General features: G+C 71.8%; 13 protein-coding genes. 10 read left to right on the top strand and 3 right to left on the bottom strand.

Annotated elements, in window-relative coordinates; genetic code table 11:
* Positions 1-431: 431 nt before the first annotated feature.
* Positions 432-1,052, bottom strand: a complete 621-nt coding sequence (locus VF632_RS08045; RefSeq protein ID WP_331022358.1) for a DUF4142 domain-containing protein — start codon at positions 1,050-1,052, stop codon at positions 432-434.
* A gap of 278 nt (positions 1,053-1,330) precedes the next feature.
* Here VF632_RS08045 and VF632_RS08050 point away from each other — a divergent pair, with 278 nt between their 5' ends.
* The 8 genes from VF632_RS08050 (at position 1,331) to VF632_RS08085 (ending at position 13,835) form a co-directional block, all read left to right on the top strand.
* On the top strand, positions 1,331-3,691 hold the full coding sequence (locus VF632_RS08050; protein ID WP_331022359.1) for a tetratricopeptide repeat protein: 2,361 nt from the start codon (positions 1,331-1,333) through the stop codon (positions 3,689-3,691).
* Positions 3,692-3,762: 71 nt separating this feature from the next.
* Positions 3,763-4,752 (top strand): polyprenyl synthetase family protein, encoded by a 990-nt coding sequence (locus tag VF632_RS08055; RefSeq protein WP_331022360.1) that lies wholly within the window; start codon positions 3,763-3,765, stop codon positions 4,750-4,752.
* 77 nt (positions 4,753-4,829) lie between these two features.
* The gene (locus VF632_RS08060) at positions 4,830-5,105 is read left to right on the top strand and encodes a hypothetical protein (protein WP_331022361.1); all 276 of its coding nucleotides are present in this window, start codon (positions 4,830-4,832) and stop codon (positions 5,103-5,105) included.
* Between the two features lie 731 nt (positions 5,106-5,836).
* Positions 5,837-8,098, top strand: a complete 2,262-nt coding sequence (locus VF632_RS08065; protein WP_331022362.1) for a PBP1A family penicillin-binding protein — start codon at positions 5,837-5,839, stop codon at positions 8,096-8,098.
* Positions 8,099-8,122: 24 nt separating this feature from the next.
* The gene (locus VF632_RS08070; RefSeq protein WP_331022363.1) at positions 8,123-10,570 is read left to right on the top strand and encodes a PBP1A family penicillin-binding protein; all 2,448 of its coding nucleotides are present in this window, start codon (positions 8,123-8,125) and stop codon (positions 10,568-10,570) included.
* Positions 10,571-11,245: 675 nt separating this feature from the next.
* Positions 11,246-12,301 carry a cyanophycin synthetase family protein gene (locus VF632_RS08075; protein WP_331022364.1) on the top strand — a complete coding sequence of 352 codons (1,056 nt, stop codon included), beginning with the start codon at positions 11,246-11,248 and terminating at the stop codon, positions 12,299-12,301.
* The gene (locus VF632_RS08080; protein WP_331022365.1) at positions 12,298-13,287 is read left to right on the top strand and encodes a cyanophycinase; all 990 of its coding nucleotides are present in this window, start codon (positions 12,298-12,300) and stop codon (positions 13,285-13,287) included. The genes VF632_RS08075 and VF632_RS08080 overlap by 4 nt, the downstream gene beginning before the upstream one ends.
* 86 nt (positions 13,288-13,373) lie before the next feature.
* Positions 13,374-13,835, top strand: a complete 462-nt coding sequence (locus tag VF632_RS08085) for a hypothetical protein (protein WP_331022366.1) — start codon at positions 13,374-13,376, stop codon at positions 13,833-13,835.
* A gap of 491 nt (positions 13,836-14,326) precedes the next feature.
* On the opposite strand, the gene VF632_RS08090 is transcribed toward VF632_RS08085, so the two are convergent.
* Entirely contained in the window at positions 14,327-14,893 is a 567-nt protein-coding gene (locus VF632_RS08090) for a hypothetical protein (RefSeq protein WP_331022367.1), read from the bottom strand.
* 94 nt (positions 14,894-14,987) lie between these two features.
* Between VF632_RS08090 and VF632_RS08095 the strand changes: the two genes are divergently transcribed.
* Together VF632_RS08095 and VF632_RS08100 are read left to right on the top strand one after the other, a co-directional pair.
* Complete coding sequence (locus tag VF632_RS08095) at positions 14,988-15,386, top strand: DUF4383 domain-containing protein (RefSeq protein ID WP_331022368.1); 399 nt, start codon at positions 14,988-14,990, stop codon at positions 15,384-15,386.
* A gap of 711 nt (positions 15,387-16,097) precedes the next feature.
* On the top strand, positions 16,098-17,342 hold the full coding sequence (locus tag VF632_RS08100; protein WP_331022369.1) for a hypothetical protein: 1,245 nt from the start codon (positions 16,098-16,100) through the stop codon (positions 17,340-17,342).
* Between the two features lie 76 nt (positions 17,343-17,418).
* Here the strand turns inward: VF632_RS08100 and VF632_RS08105 are convergent, their stop codons facing one another.
* Positions 17,419-18,036, bottom strand: coding sequence for a plastocyanin/azurin family copper-binding protein (locus VF632_RS08105; RefSeq protein ID WP_331022370.1), 618 nt, complete (start codon positions 18,034-18,036; stop codon positions 17,419-17,421).
* Positions 18,037-18,101 lie beyond the last annotated feature (65 nt).

Here is an 18,101-nt window from a genome sequence, read left to right on the forward strand (position 1 = left end):
TCCAGCAACCCTGGTGAAAGCGAGGCGTTTCGACCGGTCCGGCGCATGCTCAACCTCCAGCAACCCTGGCGAGCAGCGAGGCGTTTGGACGGGCTCCGGCGCATTCCTCGGCTGCCCTCTCCCCCCGGCCCCCTCTCCCGCGAGCGGGAGAGGGGGAGAACTTCGCGCCGGCTCAGGCGGGATCCGGCACATGCTGTCGGCGCCCCCCATCCCCAGCCCTTCCCCCGCAAACTGCGCGGGGGAAGGGTGCCAGCCCGGCGCGCTTCGGCTGGCCTCATGCGCTCGACCACGCGTGCAGTCCGCGCAGGCGGACTTCGGGCCGTCGCTGCCGCGAATTGAATTCATTCGCCCCAGCGCCTGGATGCTGGAAAGAACGAGGGGACGGACCCGCGGGTCCGTCCCCTCGATCCATCACCTGTCCCCTGGGCGGACTACAGGCCCGCGCGGATCTGCGTGGCCATCTCCAGGTGCGCCTGCACGGCGGCGCGCTCCTGGGCAATCAGGATGCGCTGCTGCGTGTTCTGCACGGCGCCCTCGAAGCGCGTCGCCAGCGCCAGCGCCTGGCGGTGCGCCGCGATCTGCCGGTCCATGAACTCGCGGTCGAACTCCGCGCCCGTCTCGTCGCCAAGGTCGGCCATGGCGCGCATGTGCTGCTCCACCAGCGCCCGGCTGGTGGGGATGGACATCATCAGCGCCTGCGTGTTGGCGTTCACGTCCACGCCCGCCTGAAGCCCGGGCAGCTGCACGTTCGCCGTCGCCGCGGCCTGAAGCCCCATCTGGCTGGCGAGCTGCTGCTCCTGCTGCAGGAACGGGCGGTGGTCGGTCACCAGGTGCTGCGCGAACGCGCGGACCTGCGCGTTGGTGGCGCGCTGCGCGCCCATCGACCCCTCCTCGATCTCCGCCACGTGCACCGCCGACATGCTGGCGTGCGCCTCGGCGCCCACGTTGGCGGTCGCTCCCATCCCCGCCGCGCACGCCGAAATGCCGGCCGATACCAGGGCCGCGAGCGCGAACCCGAGGACGCGTTTGGTGCTGGACTGCTTGCCGATCATCTTGCCTCTCCCGTTGAAAACCACACGATTCCACGCGGCACCCCGCCGCAAGGAGGCGCGGGGTGGTGGCAACGGCGGTGCCGCAGGAGGCCGCAGACGCCGAATGATGCGCATCGCTGCCGCACGAGTGGGGCCGACGAGCTACGCTTGGCGCCCGCGACAAATCCCGTTCAGGGCGGGTAACGTGGGCCGGCATCCCGCTTCCTCAATCCTTGTACGCACTTAGCGCGTCCGCTATCTTTCGCGGTTCCGTGCCAGCCCCGCCCGAACTCCATCGCATGGCGACCGCTCCGAAGCTGAGAGACCAGGCACGCGCCGCTGAGAACAAGGATCAGTGGCGCGAGGCCGCCAACCTGTATCGCCAGCTGCTCCAGGAGGAGCCGGAGGGCGAAGAGGTAGACATCGCCCTGTGGAACCGCGTGGGCGACCTTCACCTGCGCGTCAACGAGACGGACCGGGCGGTAGAAGCGTACGAGCGCGCCGTGAGCGCGTACGCCGATTCGGGGCTCTACAACAACGCCATCGCGCTCTGCCGCAAGCTGCTGCGCATCGTCCCCGGGCGCACGCAGGTGTACCACAAGCTGGGGCAGATCAGCGCCGCCGCGGGCTTCGTGGCCGACGCGCGCCAGAACTTTCTGGAGTACGCCGAGCGGATGAAGAAGGCGGGCAAGGCCGACGCCGCCTTCGAAGCCCTCCGCGAGTTCGCCGACCTGTCGCAGGACGTGGGCGTGCGCCGCGTGCTGGCCGAGCAGCTGCTGGCCCACGGGCAGCGCGACCCCGCCATCGAGCAGTTCCGCATCCTGCTGGGCGCCGCCGTGCAGGGCGGCGACGACGCGACGGCCCAGGCCCTCCGCGAGCAGATCCGCGGGGTGGACCCCAACGCCGACGACTCGCCGCTGCTGCGCAACCAGGCGCACGCCGTCGACGACTTTCGCGCCGCGCTCCACGATGGCCGCACCGCCGCCCGCCCCAAGCCGGCCGAGGTCGCGGAGCTTCCCGCGCTGGACCTGAGCCCCACCATCGAGCCCACCGCCGTGAACCTGGGCGGCGACGAGGACGACGGCGACGTCCCGCAGCTGCTGGGGCTGGAATCCACGGCGCTGGACGAGGGCCCGCCGGCGCCCGCCCCGCGGTCTCCCTCCCGCCCCGCGCCGGAGCCGCCGCGGCCATCCGGGCTGATGGGGCTGGACGGGGGCACCCTGGACTTCGAGCCCACCTCGCTGGACCTCCCGTCCCTGGACGAGGGAGACGACCAGGGCGACCGCGGGCTTTCGCTGGTCGGCTTCCAGGACGAAGAGGACACGGGCGATCGGCTGCCGCTGATGGGGCTGGACGACGGAGAGGACGCCGGGGGCGACCTGCCGCTGATGGACGGCGGCGACTTCGGCGGGGACGCCGGCGGGTATGGCGGCCGGCTGCCGCGGATGGACGACGACGGGGACGGCGCGGACGACGAGGAGGGAGGCGGCGACCTGCCGCTGATGAGCTTCGACGACGAGCCCGCCGCGCCCCCGCCGCCGCCCGCCCCGCGCCGTGCACCCGCGCGGCGCCGGGCGCCGGAGCCGGAACCGGCGTTCGTCCACACGGTGGACCGGCTGGAGGACCTGCGCGCCCACGTGGCCGCCGAGCCCGCCGACGAGGCCTCGCGCGACGAGCTGGTGCGGGAGCTGCGCGCGCGCGGGCTGGCCCACGACGTGGAGGGGGTGCTGGAGAACGCGCATCGAGCCCTGGCCGCCCGGGGGATGTACTACGAGGCGGTGGCGCCCATCACGGCCCTCATCGGGCTACGGCCCGACGACGGGCTGCTGCTGCAGAAGCGCGTGGAGTACGCCTTCCGCAGCGGCCGGCCCGAGCCACAGGTGGAGGCGTACCTGGACCTGGGCCGCCACTTCGCGCGCCACGGGCACGACGGCAAGGCCGCGGCGGTGTTCAAGCGCGTGCTGGAGCTGGACCCGCACAACGTGGAGGCGCGCGCCGCCGCCGCGCAGCTCGCCCCGCCCCCGGCCGCCCCGGCCCCACGGGCCCCCGCCGCGCCTCCGGCCGCCGCACCCGTCCGCCCCGCCGCCCCGCCGCCCGCCCCCGCGGCCCCGCCGGAAAACGAGTACGTGGACCTGGGCGCGCTGATCCTGGGCGACGACGACGAGGGCGAAGCGTCCACGCGGTTCATCGTGGAGGAAAAGGAGCCCAGCGGCGACGAGGACAAGGACTTCGCCGAGATGCTGGCCAGCTTCCGCCAGAAGGTGGCCGAGAACATCGACGTCGAGGACAACGCCAGCCACTACGACCTGGGCGTGGCCTTCATGGAGATGGGGCTGATCGACGAAGCCATCTCCGAGTTCCAGGTGGCGCTGCGCGGCGGGGCCAAGCCGCTGGCCACCCTGGAGCTGCTGGGCCAGTGCTTCGTCGAAAAGACGCAGTACGCCGTCGCCGGCCGTGTGCTGGACCGCGCGCTGAAGCTGCCCGGCGTGGCCGACGGCGACCTGGTGGGGGTGCTGTACCTGCTGGGCCGCGTGGACGAGGGCACCGGCCGGCCCGACACGGCGCTGGAGTACTACGAGCGCGTGGTGTCCGTCGACATCCGCTTCCGCGACACGGCCCAGCGGGTGGACCGGCTGCGCGCAAGCCGTGGGGCGGCGTAGGTTTGACGACGGGCGGCGCGCGCCCTAGCTTTCGCGGGAAACCCATCAGCCAAGAAGCCGATCCGCCACGCATGACCGCGCGCACCGCCGTTCCCCGCCTCGCCGACATCCAGGCCCCCATCCGGGAGCGTGTGGATGGCGTCGTGGACGAAATCCGCCGCATCGTGGTGTCGGATTTCGCCCCGGTGGAAACGGTAAACGAGTACCTGCTGAAGATCCGCGGCAAGCTGTTCCGCCCCAGCCTGCTGCTGCTGTGCGACAACGTCGAGGGCGAGCAGTCGCCCCAGGCCGAGACGCTGGCCGCCATCGTGGAGCTGGTGCACCTGGCCACGCTGGTGCACGACGATGCGGTGGACCACTCGGTGCTGCGCCGCGGCATGCCCACGGTGAACGCCCTGTGGAGCCACCAAGTGGCCATCATCATGGGCGACTACCTGTACACGCGGTCGCTGATGGAAATCACCCGGCTGGGCAAGCTGGAGCCCATCCAGGTGCTGGCCGACGCGGCGAACGCCATGACGGTGGGCGAAATGCGCCAGCTTTCGTCGCACGACGCGCTGGACTTTTCCGAGGCCGACTACTTCCGCCTGATCGACAGCAAGACGGCCTCGCTGATGGGGGCCGCCTGCGAGCTGGGCGCGCTGACCGGGGCCCCGGCGCACCGCCAGGCGCTGAAGACCTTCGGCCGCGAGCTGGGGCTGGCCTTCCAGATCGCCGACGACCTGCTGGACTACACGGCCGACTCGGCGATCACGGGCAAGCCCACGGGGCTGGACCTGCGCGAGCACAAGGTGACGCTGCCGCTGATCCACGCGCTGCCGCGGCTGGCGCCGGGGGAGCGGGCCGAGGTGGAGGCGCTGTTCGCGCACCCCGAGCCCAGCGAGGCGATGATCGCGGGGGTGGTGGAGATCGTGAAGGGGCAGGGCGGGCTGGAATACGCGCACGCGCAGGCCATGGAATGCGCGCAGCGCGCCTCCGAGGCGCTGGACGGGCTGCCCGAGGGACCGGCGTTGGAAGCATTGCGCGACAGTATCGTCTACGCCATCGAGCGCCGCCGCTGATGCGGGGGCACTGCTCTTGCCTGCGCTCGGGGCGAGATCGAGGGAGCCAATTTCGAACGGGTTGGGGGGAGATATAGATGAGCGTCGCCACACGCCGTCGCGCGGGCCGTGTGCTCGTGGTGGTGCTGGTTGGGCTGCTGCTGGGAGCGCTGCTTTCGGAGCTGGCCATCCGGTTCATGCCCGAGAGCACCGCGCGCGCGTTCTTCACCACGTCGGTGGCGGCGGCCTTCGGCCCGCTGGTGATCGACCTGGTGGCCGTCGGGTTTACGCTGGGGCCGCTGGTGCTGCGGCTGGATTTCCTGAGCCTGATGGGGGTCCTGGTCGTCGCCCTGGCCGTGCGCACTTGGCTGTAGGTCCGCGCCACACGAAGTAAGGAGCCCTCCCCCGCGTTCGCGCAGGGGAGGGCTTTTCATGTGTGGGTATCGGGGCGGTTCGCCGGACGTTCGTGCATTCGTCGGGTGGGCCCCTCCCCCTGCCCCTTCCCCGGCAAACTGCGCCGGGAGAGGGGGGAACTTCGATCGGGGTTCGCACGGCTGCCGGTGCATGCCTTGGGAGCCCACTCCCCCCGGCCCCCGTCCCCCGCTGCGCAGGGGAGGGGGAGACCTGAACTGCGCTTCGACTGACAGTGGCGCATGCCGCGGTCGCCCCCCTCTCCCGGCCTCTCCCCCATAAACCCCATGGGAGAGAGGAGAATTCGAGTGCGCTCCGGCTGGCCCGGCGCACCCGACTGGCTCCCTTCCCCCGCGCAGTTTGCGGGGGAAGGGTTGGGGATGGGGGGCGCCGGCCCGAGCACCGAACTCGCCTGGACGCCCCAAAGCCCTGAAGTGTACCCCCTCTCCCACGCTGTTCGTGGGAGAGGGCGGCACGCGTGTCGGCGCCGCCGGGTGAGGCCCCTCGACGGCCGAGGCCTCGCCATCCGTGACCGCTTCCGCGCCCAGGCTCGTACGTGCCGCACACGCACTTCCGCACTCACGCACTCACGCACTTCCCTTTCCCCTGCCCTCCCGAGCGTGTATCTATGTATCCGCTATGATTCTATGGATGCGACGAATGCGGACTCACCCGAAGAAGGCGGGGCGAACCGTTGGCTACTGAGTGGAAGAAGTTCGCGCGGCCGGAAGTGTGGCGCGAGCGGATCGTGAGTGGATGGACCCGGCTGCGCGGCGCCTGGCGCAACCCGGCCGAGCGCAAGCTCGTCATCGGGCTGGCCGCGCTGGGCATGGGCTCGTGCAGCACCGGCGGCGTGGTGGCCGCGTGGACGCGCGCGTGCGCCGGCACCTGCCCCTCGGCCGAGCAGATCGCCAGCTTCGCCCCGCGCCAGGCCAGCCTGGTGCTGGACTCGCGCGGCGGCGTGCTGGGCCAGTTCTTCCGCGAGCGCCGCACCGTGGTGGACATCGACTCGCTGCCGCGGCACGTGTACATGGCCTTCGTGGCCATCGAGGACCGCCGCTTCTTCGAGCACGAGGGCGTAGACCCCGTGCGCATGATCGGCGCGGTGCGCGACAACATCATCCGCGGGTGGGGCGGCCCCGGCGGCAGCACCATCAGCATGCAACTGGCGCGCAACCTGTTCCCCCAGCAGCTCCCCGCCAACGAGACCAGCGTGCGGCGCAAGTTCGCCGAGATCAAGCTGGCCATGCAGATGGAGCGGCGCTTCAGCAAGCGCCACATCCTGGAGCTGTACCTGAACCACATCTACCTGGGCGCCGGTGCCTACGGCATCGAGGCGGCGTCGCGCACCTACTTCGGCAAGCGCGCGCGCGACCTGACGTACCAGGAGGTGTCGGTGCTCGCCGGGCTTCCGCAGGCACCCAGCGCCTACAACCCGCGCCAGCACCCGGAGCGGGCGGAGCGCCGCCGCGCCATCGTGCTGAGCGCCATGGCCGACATGGGCCTCATCACCCGCGCCCAGGCAGACCAGGCCGCCACCGAGCCCGTGGTCCTGGCGCCTCCCGGCGGCGCCATCAAGGCCCCGTACTTCGTGGAGTCCGTCCGGCGCGAGCTCGAGGACCAGTTCGGCGAGCTCCTGTACACCGGCGGGCTGCGCATCCACACCGCCATCGACCCCGTGCTGCAGGCCGAGGCCGAGCGCGGGTTGGAAGAGCAGATCCGGCAGGTGGAACGGGGCACGTTCGGCGGCTACGGGCATCCCACGTACGAAAGGTTCACCCAGGGGCTCAAGCCCGGCCAGCCCGTGGTCCACACGCCGTACCTGCAGGGCGTGGTGGTGGTGATGGACCCGCACTCCGGGCTGATCCGGGCGATGGTGGGGGGGCGCGACTTCAAGCACTCGCAGTTCAACCGCGCCACGCAGGCCCTTCGCCAGCCCGGCTCGGCCTTCAAGCCGTTCGTGTACGCGGCCGCGCTGGAAAACGGCCGCTCGCCGCTTTCCGGCATCTCCGACGCTCCCATCTCCATCCAGGTGGGGAACGAGGTGTGGTCGCCCCGCAACTACGAGGGGCGCGGGGGCGGGTGGGCGTCGCTGCGGTCGGCGCTGCGCTATTCGCGCAACCGGGCCGCCATCCGGCTGGGGCGCGAGACGGGGATCGCCAAGCTGCGCGACCTGGCCGCGCGCACCGGGCTGGAAACGCGCATCCCCGGCTATCCCTCCGTCTACATCGGCTCCGCGGGCGTGTACCCGCTGGACATGATCGGCGCCTACGCGGCCTTCGGAAACGGCGGCTGGCGGGTGGAGCCGCGCTACGTGGTCCGCGTGGAGAACCACCGCGGCCAGGTGCTGTGGGAGCCGGCGCCCCCGCCCCGCCAGGCGGTGGCGCCCGGCATCTCGTGGATCCTCACCGACATGCTGCGCGAGGTGGTGGACCGCGGCTCCGGCGCCCCGGCGCGCGACCCGGCGATCGGCGGCCTGTCGTGGGACGTGCCCGCGGCGGGAAAGACGGGCACCACCAACGGCAGCACCGACGTGTGGTTCGTGGGCTACACCCCCGAGCTGCTGGCGGGGGTGTGGATGGGCTTCGACAACCCGCGCACCATCATGCCCAACGCCACGGGCGGCCTGCTGGCGGTGCCGGTGTGGGCGCGGGTTATGCGTACGGAATACGCCAGACGCAAGCCGCCAGAGCCGTGGAAGCGGCCCGCCGACGTGGTGGTGCGAAGGGTCAGCGGAGGGCGCGTGATGGCCGAGGGGTGCGGCGGGGGATCGCCGGACTTCTTTTCGGCGCGGCACGTGCCCGAGGCCGTGTGCCCCCGCCGCGCATCGACGCCGTCCGTAATGTTCGTGGACCCCACCCCCGAGCTCCCCGGCCGGCCCGTTTTTCCGGGCCAGCCACGCGTGCCCCGGCCGGAAGACTTCGTATCCCCTGCACCGGGGGGCGCGAAACCGTAACGACACACTCTCGGAGTACCCGATATGCCCCTGCGACGAAAGCTGTTGATCGGCCTTGGAATTTTCGCCGCGCTGGGGCTGGGCGCCTTCGGGTGGCTGTGGTTCGCCCCCTGCGGCTTCGGCGGATGCGCCCCGGTGGGCGACCTGGAAAAGTACCAGGCCGAGGGTTCGCAGCTGTTCGACATGAACGGCAAGTCCATGGGCACGCTGGCCAGCGTCAACCGCCGCATCGTGCCGCTGGATTCCATGCCCAAGTACATGCCCCTGGCGGTTCTCTCGGTGGAGGACCGCCGTTTCTACAGCCACGGCGGGGTAGACTGGAAGCGCTTCCTGGGCGCGCTGTTCCGCAACGTGCGGGCGGGCGGGGTGGAGGAGGGCGGCAGCACCATCACCATGCAGCTGGCCCGCAACCTCTTTCCCGACCAGCTGAACTACCGCGAGCAGTCCCTGCGCCGCAAGGTGCTGGAGGTGCGCATCTCCCGGCAGATCGAGGGGGCGTTCAGCAAGGACAAGATCCTGGAGCTGTACCTGAACCACGTGTACATGGGCGAGGGCGCGTACGGGGTAGATGCGGCCGCGCGCGTGTACTTCGGCAAGCCGGCCAGCCGGCTGACGCTGGCCGAGGCGGCGCTCATCGGCGGGCTTCCGCAGTCGCCCTCGCGCATCAACCCGCGCGAAAGCCGCGAGCGCGCCAAGAAGCGCCGCGACCTGGTGCTGCGCGAGATGGCCAAGGGCGGGCACATCACCCCCGCGCAGGCCGCCGAGGCGCAGGCGTCGCCCATTCGCCTGGCCCGCCGCCCGCCTTCGTCGCAGCGCGGCTCGTACTTCCAGGAGCGGGTGCGCCGCGAGCTGGAGGAGCGCGTCCCCGCAGAGCTGTTCACCGCCGGGCTCCGCATCTACACCACCCTGGACCCGGTGGCCCAGCGCGCGGCTGAGGAAGAGATGGCGCGCCAGGCCGACGCCATCGAGGCGGGGCGATTCGGCGCGTACCGGCACCCCACCTATCCGGAGGCCAAGGGCGAGACCGACGAGGGCGCCACGGCGTACCTGCAGGGCTTCGCGGTGGTGATGGAGGCCGAGACGGGGGCCGTGCGCGCGCTGGTCAGCGGGCGCGACTACGACGACAGCAAGTTCGACCGCGTGTACCAGGGAATGCGCCAGCCCGGCTCGGCCTTCAAGCCGTTCGTGTACCTGGCGGCGCTGGAGCAGAGCGTAGCCCCCACCACGCGCTTCGACGACTCGCCGCTGAAGCTGGCCCTGTCCGGGGGCGGAACCTGGGAGCCCAAGAACTACACGGGCCGCTACGACGGACCCATCACCGTGCGCGACGCGCTGGCGCGCTCCAAGAACACGGTGACGGTGCGCATCGCGCAGCAGGTGGGGATGGCCGACGTCATCCGCCGGGCCAGGGAGATGGGCATCACCACCGACATCCCCAACGTTCCGTCGACGGCGCTGGGCTCGGCCGAGGTGCGGCCCATCCAGCTGGTGTCGGCCTACGCGGCGCTGGCCAACGGCGGCAACGTGACCGACCCGTACGTCATCCAGCGCATCGAGGACAGCAAGGGCGAGGTGCTGTACGAGGCCGCGCCCCGGCGCGAGCGGGCGGTGGACCCGGCCGCGGCGTTCGTGCTCACCAGCATGCTGCGCGACGTGGTGGACCGCGGCACCGGCACCCCGGTGCGCGGAGCGGGCTTCCGCGGCCCGGCAGCCGGGAAGACGGGGACGACCAACGGCGCGACGGACATCTGGTTCGTCGGCTACACGCCCGACCTCGTCGGCGCGGTGTGGTTCGGGCTGGACCGGCCGGCCACCATCGTCAAGGGCGCGTCGGGCGGCACCATCGCGGCGCCGGTGTGGGGGCGCATGATGTCGCGCATCTACGCCAACCGGAAGATGCCCCCGGCGTGGAGCCCGCCCCGCGGCGTGCTCACCGAAACGGTGGACCGGGCGACGGGCTTCGCGGTGGACCCGTCGTGCCCGGCGCGGGGGGAGACGTACACGGAGTACTTCGTGAACTCGCGCCCGCCGCGTCCCGTGTGCGACCCCGGCGCGTACAGCGGGATGGCGATGGACACGGCGTGGATGGACGAAGAGGTGGGCGCCTACGCCTACGACCTTCCCGCCGGGTCGTACGATCCCGACACGGTGGGCGTGGGCGACCTGCGCGACAAGGGGATCGACTGGCCGGAGCTGGAGGCCCGCCGCCGCGCCGGCGACTCCGTGGCCACGCCGCTCCCGGGCACCGTGGGGACGCCGTTGCCGCGCACCACCACGCCGCGCACGACGACGCCAAGGCCGTCCACGCCGCCGGCGCCGCGGCCCGAGCGTCCGCGCGAAACCCCGCCCCCGCCGCCGAGCGAGCCTCGCCCGGAGCCGCCGGTCCCCACCGAGCCGACGCCTCCGCCACCGACGCCGCCCGACACCACGGGCTCGGGGACGGGGACCGGGACCGGGACGAAGCGAGGGTAGCCCTGCGAGCCCCGACCCCGCTGGGGGCTCCGGCCTCGCTGGGGCTCGGGCCTCGCTGGGGGCTCCGGCCTCGCTGGGGGGCTCCGGCCTCGCTGGGGCGAATGAATTCGCGGCAACAACCACACGAAGTCTGCCTTCGCAGACTGGCCTGCCGCAGTGCGGGTTCAACTGGGTGGCGCGCCCGAATCCCCGTGCAGTTCTCCCCCTCTCGGCCAGCAATCCCGTTCAAACGCGAAATCCACCGAAGCGCACCGGGCTAGCTCCCTTCCCCCGCGGGGGTTTGCGGGGGAAGGGCTGGGGATGGGGGGCGCCAGGGGCATGCACCGGGTCCTCGGCCGAGCACGGCTGGGTTCGGTGCCGCGCGGACGACGGCGGTTGCGGCGGAGTGTGTGGCGGATCCCTCAGTCGCTGCGAGCCACGGTGGGGGGGCTGATTCGCCGGGGCCGCTCCATCGGGATGACATTCGCCTCAGCGCCAGCCGAAACGCGATCGAAGTTCTCCCCCTCTCCCGCTCGCGGGAGAGGGGGCCGGGGGGAGAGGGCAGCCGGGGATTGCGCCGGACCGGCCGAAGTGCATCGAGACTCGCCAGCAATCCCGCCCAAACGCGAAATCCGCCGAAGCGGCACCCGCCTTGCCCCAGCCCCACCGCGTGTCCGAATCCCGATCCGAGAACCCATGGCCCTGCCCGATCCGTACAGCGAAATCCGCCTGGTGGGCCTGCGCTCGCTGCGCGGGGCCAACTTCTGGTCGCGCCGCCCCATCACGCGCATGGACGTGGCGGTGGGCGCGTACGACGAAATCCACTCCGCCGAGGTTCCCGGCTTCAACGAGGCGCTGATCCGCGCCTTTCCCGGGCTGTGGGAGCATCGGTGCAGCATCGGCGAGCGCGGCGGCTTCGTCACGCGGCTGCGGCGGGGCACGTACGCGCCCCACATCGCCGAGCACGTGGGACTGGAGCTGCAGGGGATGATCGGGCACGACGTTGGCTACGGCCGCGCGCGCGGCGGTGACCGCGAGGGCGAGTACACCGTCGTCTTCGAGCACCTTCACGCCGAGGTGGGGCTTCGCGCCGCGGCGCTGGCGCTGGAGGCGGTGCAGCGCGCCTTCGCGGGCGAGCTGGAAGGCGTGGAGCACATGGTGGCCGAGCTGCAGTCGCTGGCCGAGTCGCCCGACGTGCCCGGGCTCACCCAGTCGGTGCTCTGCGGCATTACCGGCGGCGGGCACCGCACGCAGGTGCGCGAGCAGATGCTGAAGCGCGGCATCAGCGACGAGGCGCTGATCGTGGACGTGGCTCCATCGTACCTGCTGAACGCGGGGCTGCCGTACGCGCGCAGCGAGGTGGCCGTCATCCTGGACGCCGACCCGACCGACGTGCCCGAACGGTACCAGGAAGAGGAGCGCAACCTGCAGCTGGTGTCCACCCTGGCCGACGCCGTGCCCAGCGGCGGCATCGTGGTGGTGCCCTCGCGCGAGTGGGAGGTGCAGGACATGGCGCGCAAGGCCGGGTGCCGCGTGGCCGTGTTCTCCACCCGCGAGCGGGTGCCCGTGCGCGACACGCGGGTGGCGAGGTCGGTGGCCATGGTGCGCGACGGGCGCATCGTCATCGAGGTGGGCGGCGAGCTTACCGACGGGGGCGCGGTGGAGGAGGGGGAGGACGTGCCGGCGCAGGTAGCGGCGGCGCTGGCGGTGCATTCGCTGCGGGAACTGGGAATGGCAAAGGAACAGGCGTGATCGCGGAACTGAACGCACCCAACGGCGATTCTCCCACACGGCGGCGGACGGACCGGCACGCAGGCAAGCTGGTGCTGATCGGCGGGGCGTGCGAGCCCGACGGCGCCGCGCTGGCCGCCTTCCTGGAGGTGTGCGGGGGGCGCGACGGGGGCAAGATCGTGGGATTGACCACGGCGTCGGCGGACCCGGAGGGTTCGGCGCGCTCCTGGCTGGATGCGTTCCGGACGGCGGGCGCCACCAACGTCGAGATCCCCATCCTGGACCGCCGCGACCGTGCGCAGGACCGGCGCATCGTGTCGATGATCGAGCAGGCCGACGGCATCTTCCTGGGCGGCGGCGACCAGGTGCACCTGGTCGCCACGGTGGGCGGCTCGCGCGTGGACCGTGCCATCCGCGAGGCCTACGCGCGCGGCGCCACGGTGTGCGGCACCAGCGCGGGCGCGGCGGCGCTCACCGAGACCATCCTGGCCGGCGGCGAGCCCGACGAGTACGGGCAGATGCAGGCCGTGCACCTGGGCCCCGGCTTCGGGCTGCTGGGCTTTCGCGCGATGATCGACACGCACTTCACCCAGCGGCGGCGGCTTCAGCGGCTGTTCATGGTGATCGCGCAGAACCCCGAGCTGCTGGGGCTGGGCATCGACGAAGACACCGCGATGGTGGTGGAGGGACACCTGGGAAAGGTGGTGGGCCGTGGATCGGTAACCTTCGTGGACGGGCGCGGGGTGCGCTTCGACAACGCCGACGAGTGCATGGAGGGGCACCCGCTGACGCTCAGCTACCTGCGCGTGGGCATCGTGGGCGCGGGCTACACGCTGAACCTGCGCGAGCGCGAGCTCGAGGTGCTGCTGCAGGCGCGCCGCGACGAGGCACGCGGCGCAGGCGAGCTGCAGGTGCTGCGCAGCGACGACGGCGACCCTGCCGACGCGCGGGCGGGCGGCGAGCAGCGCGCGGCCGACGACCTGGCCGAGGCGGCCAACCGGGGGTGATGAACGGCGGCGGATGTCACGACATCCGCCGCGCGCGCGTTGATGCGGAGTTCGATCCTCATCAACACTGCGCCTCCACGACCGCCATGCGCCGCCTGATTACCGCCCTGCTGCTGCTCATTCCCTTCGCTGCGTGCGACCTGCCGACCACCTCGCAGCAGCGGACGGGCAAGCTCACCGGCACGCTCAACGGCCAGCCGTGGGCGGGAACCGCGAACGCCGCGGTGTACCGCGACACGCTGTACATCAACTCCGGGCAGCACGTCACCGGGTCCGCGGAACAGCTGATCGGCATCGCTGTCGTGCCGAACGGGCAGGGCGGGTACTCCGTCGTTCCGACGAGCGAGCGGCCGGGGAGCAGCCACTACTGGGAGTTGGTCGGCGGGGACGTGATCACGTATTCGGCGCAGGTCACGCAGGGCACCATCACCTTCACCGAGTACGGCGCCACCCGCACGCGCGGATCGCTCCAGCTCACGTTCAGCGGCCCGCGCGGGGTGTGGCAGTTCAGCGGCCAGTTCGATGCCCCCCGCGAAGACGTGGACTGATCCACCGGCTGGGCTGCTCGCATCACACCCACCGAAGCGCGACAAACCACGCATGCAGTCCGCGAAGGCGGACTTCGGGCCGTCGTTGCCGCGACTTCAGTCGCCCCAGCGGAGCCGAGGCCTCGGCATCCGTGACCGCTGCCGCGCCCGGGCTCGGAAGCGTCCACGGCTAGATCCTTCGGCCCGCGAGCGATCGTCTACGGGCGAGGATCGCTCGCCTGGGCCTCAGGATGACAGGCCTGGTTGCGGTGCCTCACTGGATGCACAACCCCGAACCGGAGGGGCAAATCCGATTGCGCCTCGGGTGGCCTCGCGCACACCACTTCGCATGCAGTCCGCGAAGGCGGACTTCGGGCCCTTGTTGCCGCGACTTCAGTCGCCCCAGCGAAGCCGGCGGCTAACGACCAATCGACAACCAGCACGAAGCCTCACCTCGGAATCCACCCGGGTGAGGCTTTTTCGTGCGAGAAGCGGAGACCGATTCTCGCCTGCTACTTCCGCGGGTCCATCGGCCCGCCGCCGCCGTTGTCGGCGAAGCCGCCGCGGTTGTAGCCGTTGTAGCCCCGCTCGTTGGTGGGCCGGCGGGCGCTCTCGGGCGCGTACTGCCCATGCCCCCGCGGGCCCGGCGCCTGGCCGTGGCCGCGGTAGTCTCCGCCGTACCGAAGGCCCACGCTGTTGCGGTTGTACTGCCCCACGAACCCCGCGTCGCGCCGCACGCCGCCGTTCTCCACGTGGCGGAAGCCCTGGTCGTACGTGTACCGCGGCGGAGCCTGCCCGGTCGGAGCGCGCCGCGCGTGCCCTTCGAGGCGCGGGTGATGGAAGATGCCCTGGCGGTCGTAGCGGCCGTCGCCCTCGTCGTACACGCCGTTGAAGCCGCCCGCGAAACCCAGGTCGTTCTGGTGCTGCATCCGGTGACGGCCGTACGCGCCGTGGCGGTGGTCGGCCTCCATGCGGTGGCCGTGCCAGTCGCCGTCGCGCCAGTTGGGGTCCAGCGGCTGCGGTCGGCCCCACTGCGGGCCCAGCTCCAGTTCCCGGTACTGCGAATCATATCGGGCCATCGTGTGCCTCCGTGTTGTTGCATCTGCCTGAATCTTGCCCCATACAGCTAGCAAGAAGCTTTCCCGCAGTATCCACCACGCGCAGGAGGAGATAATGAGAACGCTGACCCAACGTGGCGCGATGATCTTTGGTGTGGCATTCGTGCTGTTCGCGGTGATGGGATTCCTTCTTCCCGGCGGGATGGGGATGGAGTCGCACCCCGATCCCGCCCCGGACCTGCTGGGGATGTTTCCCGTGAACCTGCTGCACAACCTGGTGCACCTGGCGTTCGGCGTGTGGGGGCTGCTGGCCGCGCGGTCGCTTTCGGCGTCCCGGGGCTATCACAGGGGCGCGGCCGTCATCTACGTGGTGCTGGCCCTCCTGGGGTTCGTGGCGCCGACGGGGTTCGGGCTGGTGCCGCTGGGCGGGCTGGACCCGGCGCTGCACCTGGTGCTGGCAGCCGGGCTGGGCTACTTCGGCGTCGTGCACCGTGAGGCGGGTGCCCGCGTGTGACCGGTGCTCGCTGGGGCGACTGAAGTCGCGGCAACAAGGGCCCAAAGTCCGCCTGCGCAGACTGCCCGCGCAGTCGAGTGCACGACGCCAGGCGAGGCGCACGCGAATTCTCCCCCTCTCCCGCTTGCGGGAGAGGGGGCCGGGGGGAGAGGGCAGCCGAGGCATGCGCCGTCGCACGTCGAACGTCTCCAGCGCCTGTGAGCAAGCCAGCCCGAGCACGAAATCCACCGAAGCGCACCCGACTGGCTCCCTTCCCCCGCGGGGTTTGCGGGGGAAGGGTTGGGGATGGGGGGCGCCGACGCATGCACCGGGTCCTCGGCCGAGCACGGCTGGTTCGGTGCCGCCGCGACCACGGCGGTTTCCGCGGAGTGTGTGGCGGATCCCTCAGTCGCTGCGGTCTACCGTGTTCAGGCAGGCTCGCCGGGGCCGCTCCTCAGACCGTGTCAAAACTCCGCGCGTAGGTCGAAGTGTCCGAAATTCGGGGGTCTTCGGACCCCTCCGATGGTCGCGCTTGTGGCTCACAGGCCAATTGTGAGCGTGCTATATTTGCAGCACCTTCCAATGGCTGAGTTTTGACACAGTCTGTCCTTCGGGATGACAAATGCGCCGGACTGCCGAACCCGGCCGAAGCGGGCCCGGGCTTTTGCGAAGCCCGAGCCTTCGTTTATCATGGTGCGTCCCCCGCGACCGTCCCTCGATCCGAACGGTTCCGTGTACTCCGATTCGTCGACCCAGATCGTCAACGCCCTTCACGAGGGGCGCTTCGCCGAGGCCGAGCAGCTGCTGGCCCGCTGGCTGGAAACGGACCCGTACGATGCCGCCAGCCGCTCGCTGCGGGCGCTCTGCCTGGCGGCGCTCAAGCGCGGCGACGAGGCCCTGGCCCAGGCGCGCCAGGCGGTGGAGGACGAGCCCGAGCTGGGATACTGCCACTGGGCGCTGGGCCACGTGCTGGCCGACGCGGACAAGTTCGCGGAGGCCCTGGCGTGCGCCCGCGAGGCCGCGGTCCTGACCCCCGGCAGCCCCGAGCCGCACGCGCTGGCGGCGCGCTGCTTGGGCGAGCGAAAGGACTGGGCGGGCGCGCTGGCCGCGGCCGACAGGGGACTGGCGCTGGACCCGGAGCATCCCGCGTGCGCCAACCTGCGCGCGCTGGCGCTGCAGGTGCTGCGCTCGCCCGAGGCCGAGCAGGCGTTCGTCGACGCGTCCGCCGCCGACCCCCACAACGCCTTCGCCCGCGCCGGGCGCGGATGGCAGGCGCTGCAGGGCGGGGCGGCGCCCGACGCGGCGCTTCCCCACTTCTACCACGCGCTGGAGATCGACCCCGGCCAGGAGTGGGCGCGTGAGGGGCTGGTGGCCGCGCTCAAGGCGCGCAACCCGGTGTACCGCGTGATGCTGCGGTACTTCCTGTGGATGGACTCGCTGTCGCCGCAAACGCGGTGGCTGGTGATCGTGGGGGGCGTGGTGGGATACAACGTGCTGCGGCGGGTGAGGAACGCGCAGCCGGCGCTGGCGCCGTTCATCGCTCCCCTGCTGATGGCGTACGGGGTGTTCGTGCTGATGACCTGGGCGGCCGACCCGCTGTTCGACGCGCTGCTGGCACTGGACCAGAAGGGCCGCGCCGCCGTCGAGCGCGGCCGGGTGCTGGCGGGCGCGCTGCTGGCGGTGCTGCTGATCACGGCCATCGCCACGGGCATTGCGGGGCTGGCCACCGGCGACGACCGGTTGCTGACGGCTGCCCTGGCCACCGGAGCGCTGGTGATTCCCACGGCGGGAGCCCTGAAGATGCGCCCCGGCTGGCCGCGGTGGATGATGGGTGCCTACACGGCCGCGGTCGCGTTGGTGGGGGCGCTCGGCGTGGCCACGTGGGGCACCGGGGGTGACGAGCTCGTGCTGGTCTCGATCATGGGCAGCGCGCTCGGAAGCTGGCTCGCCACCGGGCTCTCGACGGCGCGGCGCTAGCCCCCTCCGGCAAGGCTCGCGAAAAGACGCTCGTGCTCCGCGCGCGCCGGAGGGCCGGCGCGCGCGGTGGGCCGGATCAGCCGCCGACGGTGACCGTGCCCGTCATCCCCATGGCCTGGTGCGGGATGCACAGGTAATCGAAGGTTCCCGTGGTGCCGAAGGTATGCTCGAAGACGGCACCGGCGGGCAGGTTGGCCGACGCCCAGGCGCCGGGCTGTCCCGGGTTGGTGGGGGTGACGGTGTGGGTGCCCGTCACGCCCACCCAGCGCACGGTGGCGCCGGGGGGTACGGTGACCACCTGCGGCGTGAAGACGTTGCTGGTGGCCGAGACCAGGACGCCCCGCGTGAGCGCGAAGTTCACCGTGGCGGTCTGCCCCCCGCTCACCGTCACCCCCTTGCTGGCGCCCTCCCCGGCGTTCGTGGTGATGAAGCCCGCGGGCATGACGATGGCCACCGAGTGCGCGCCGGTGGCCACGCCGCTGATGGAGAAGTTGCCCCCGGCATCGGTCGTGGCGCTTCCCCCGCCCGCGATGCTGACGCTGACGCCGGCCAGCCCCGCGGCCCCGTTCGACACCTTGCCCGCAACGGTGCCCGTCTGCGGCTGGGTGGGCGGGCCATCGCCGCCGCACGCGGCGGCGGCACCAAACGCCAGCACCAGGGCCAGCGAGCCGATGAAACGAATGTTCGTGGTCATGCGATTTTCCCTTTGCAGGGGGGTTGAACGGGGCTCCGGCGGCGTGCCGGGCGCCCGGGGAAAGC

The sequence above is a fragment of the Longimicrobium sp. genome (assembly GCF_036388275.1).
Taxonomy (GTDB): domain Bacteria; phylum Gemmatimonadota; class Gemmatimonadetes; order Longimicrobiales; family Longimicrobiaceae; genus Longimicrobium.

Excerpts from the sequence above, each read along its gene's own strand:
- VF632_RS08045 (WP_331022358.1), bottom strand. The coding sequence starts at position 1,052 with ATGATCGGCAAGCAGTCCAGCACCAAACGCGTCCTCGGGTTCGCGCTC.
- VF632_RS08050 (WP_331022359.1), top strand. The coding sequence starts at position 1,331 with ATGGCGACCGCTCCGAAGCTGAGAGACCAGGCACGCGCCGCTGAGAAC.
- VF632_RS08055 (WP_331022360.1), top strand. The coding sequence starts at position 3,763 with ATGACCGCGCGCACCGCCGTTCCCCGCCTCGCCGACATCCAGGCCCCC.
- VF632_RS08060 (WP_331022361.1), top strand. The coding sequence starts at position 4,830 with ATGAGCGTCGCCACACGCCGTCGCGCGGGCCGTGTGCTCGTGGTGGTG.
- VF632_RS08070 (WP_331022363.1), top strand. The coding sequence starts at position 8,123 with ATGCCCCTGCGACGAAAGCTGTTGATCGGCCTTGGAATTTTCGCCGCG.
- VF632_RS08075 (WP_331022364.1), top strand. The coding sequence starts at position 11,246 with ATGGCCCTGCCCGATCCGTACAGCGAAATCCGCCTGGTGGGCCTGCGC.
- VF632_RS08085 (WP_331022366.1), top strand. The coding sequence starts at position 13,374 with ATGCGCCGCCTGATTACCGCCCTGCTGCTGCTCATTCCCTTCGCTGCG.
- VF632_RS08090 (WP_331022367.1), bottom strand. The coding sequence starts at position 14,893 with ATGGCCCGATATGATTCGCAGTACCGGGAACTGGAGCTGGGCCCGCAG.
- VF632_RS08095 (WP_331022368.1), top strand. The coding sequence starts at position 14,988 with ATGAGAACGCTGACCCAACGTGGCGCGATGATCTTTGGTGTGGCATTC.
- VF632_RS08105 (WP_331022370.1), bottom strand. The coding sequence starts at position 18,036 with ATGACCACGAACATTCGTTTCATCGGCTCGCTGGCCCTGGTGCTGGCG.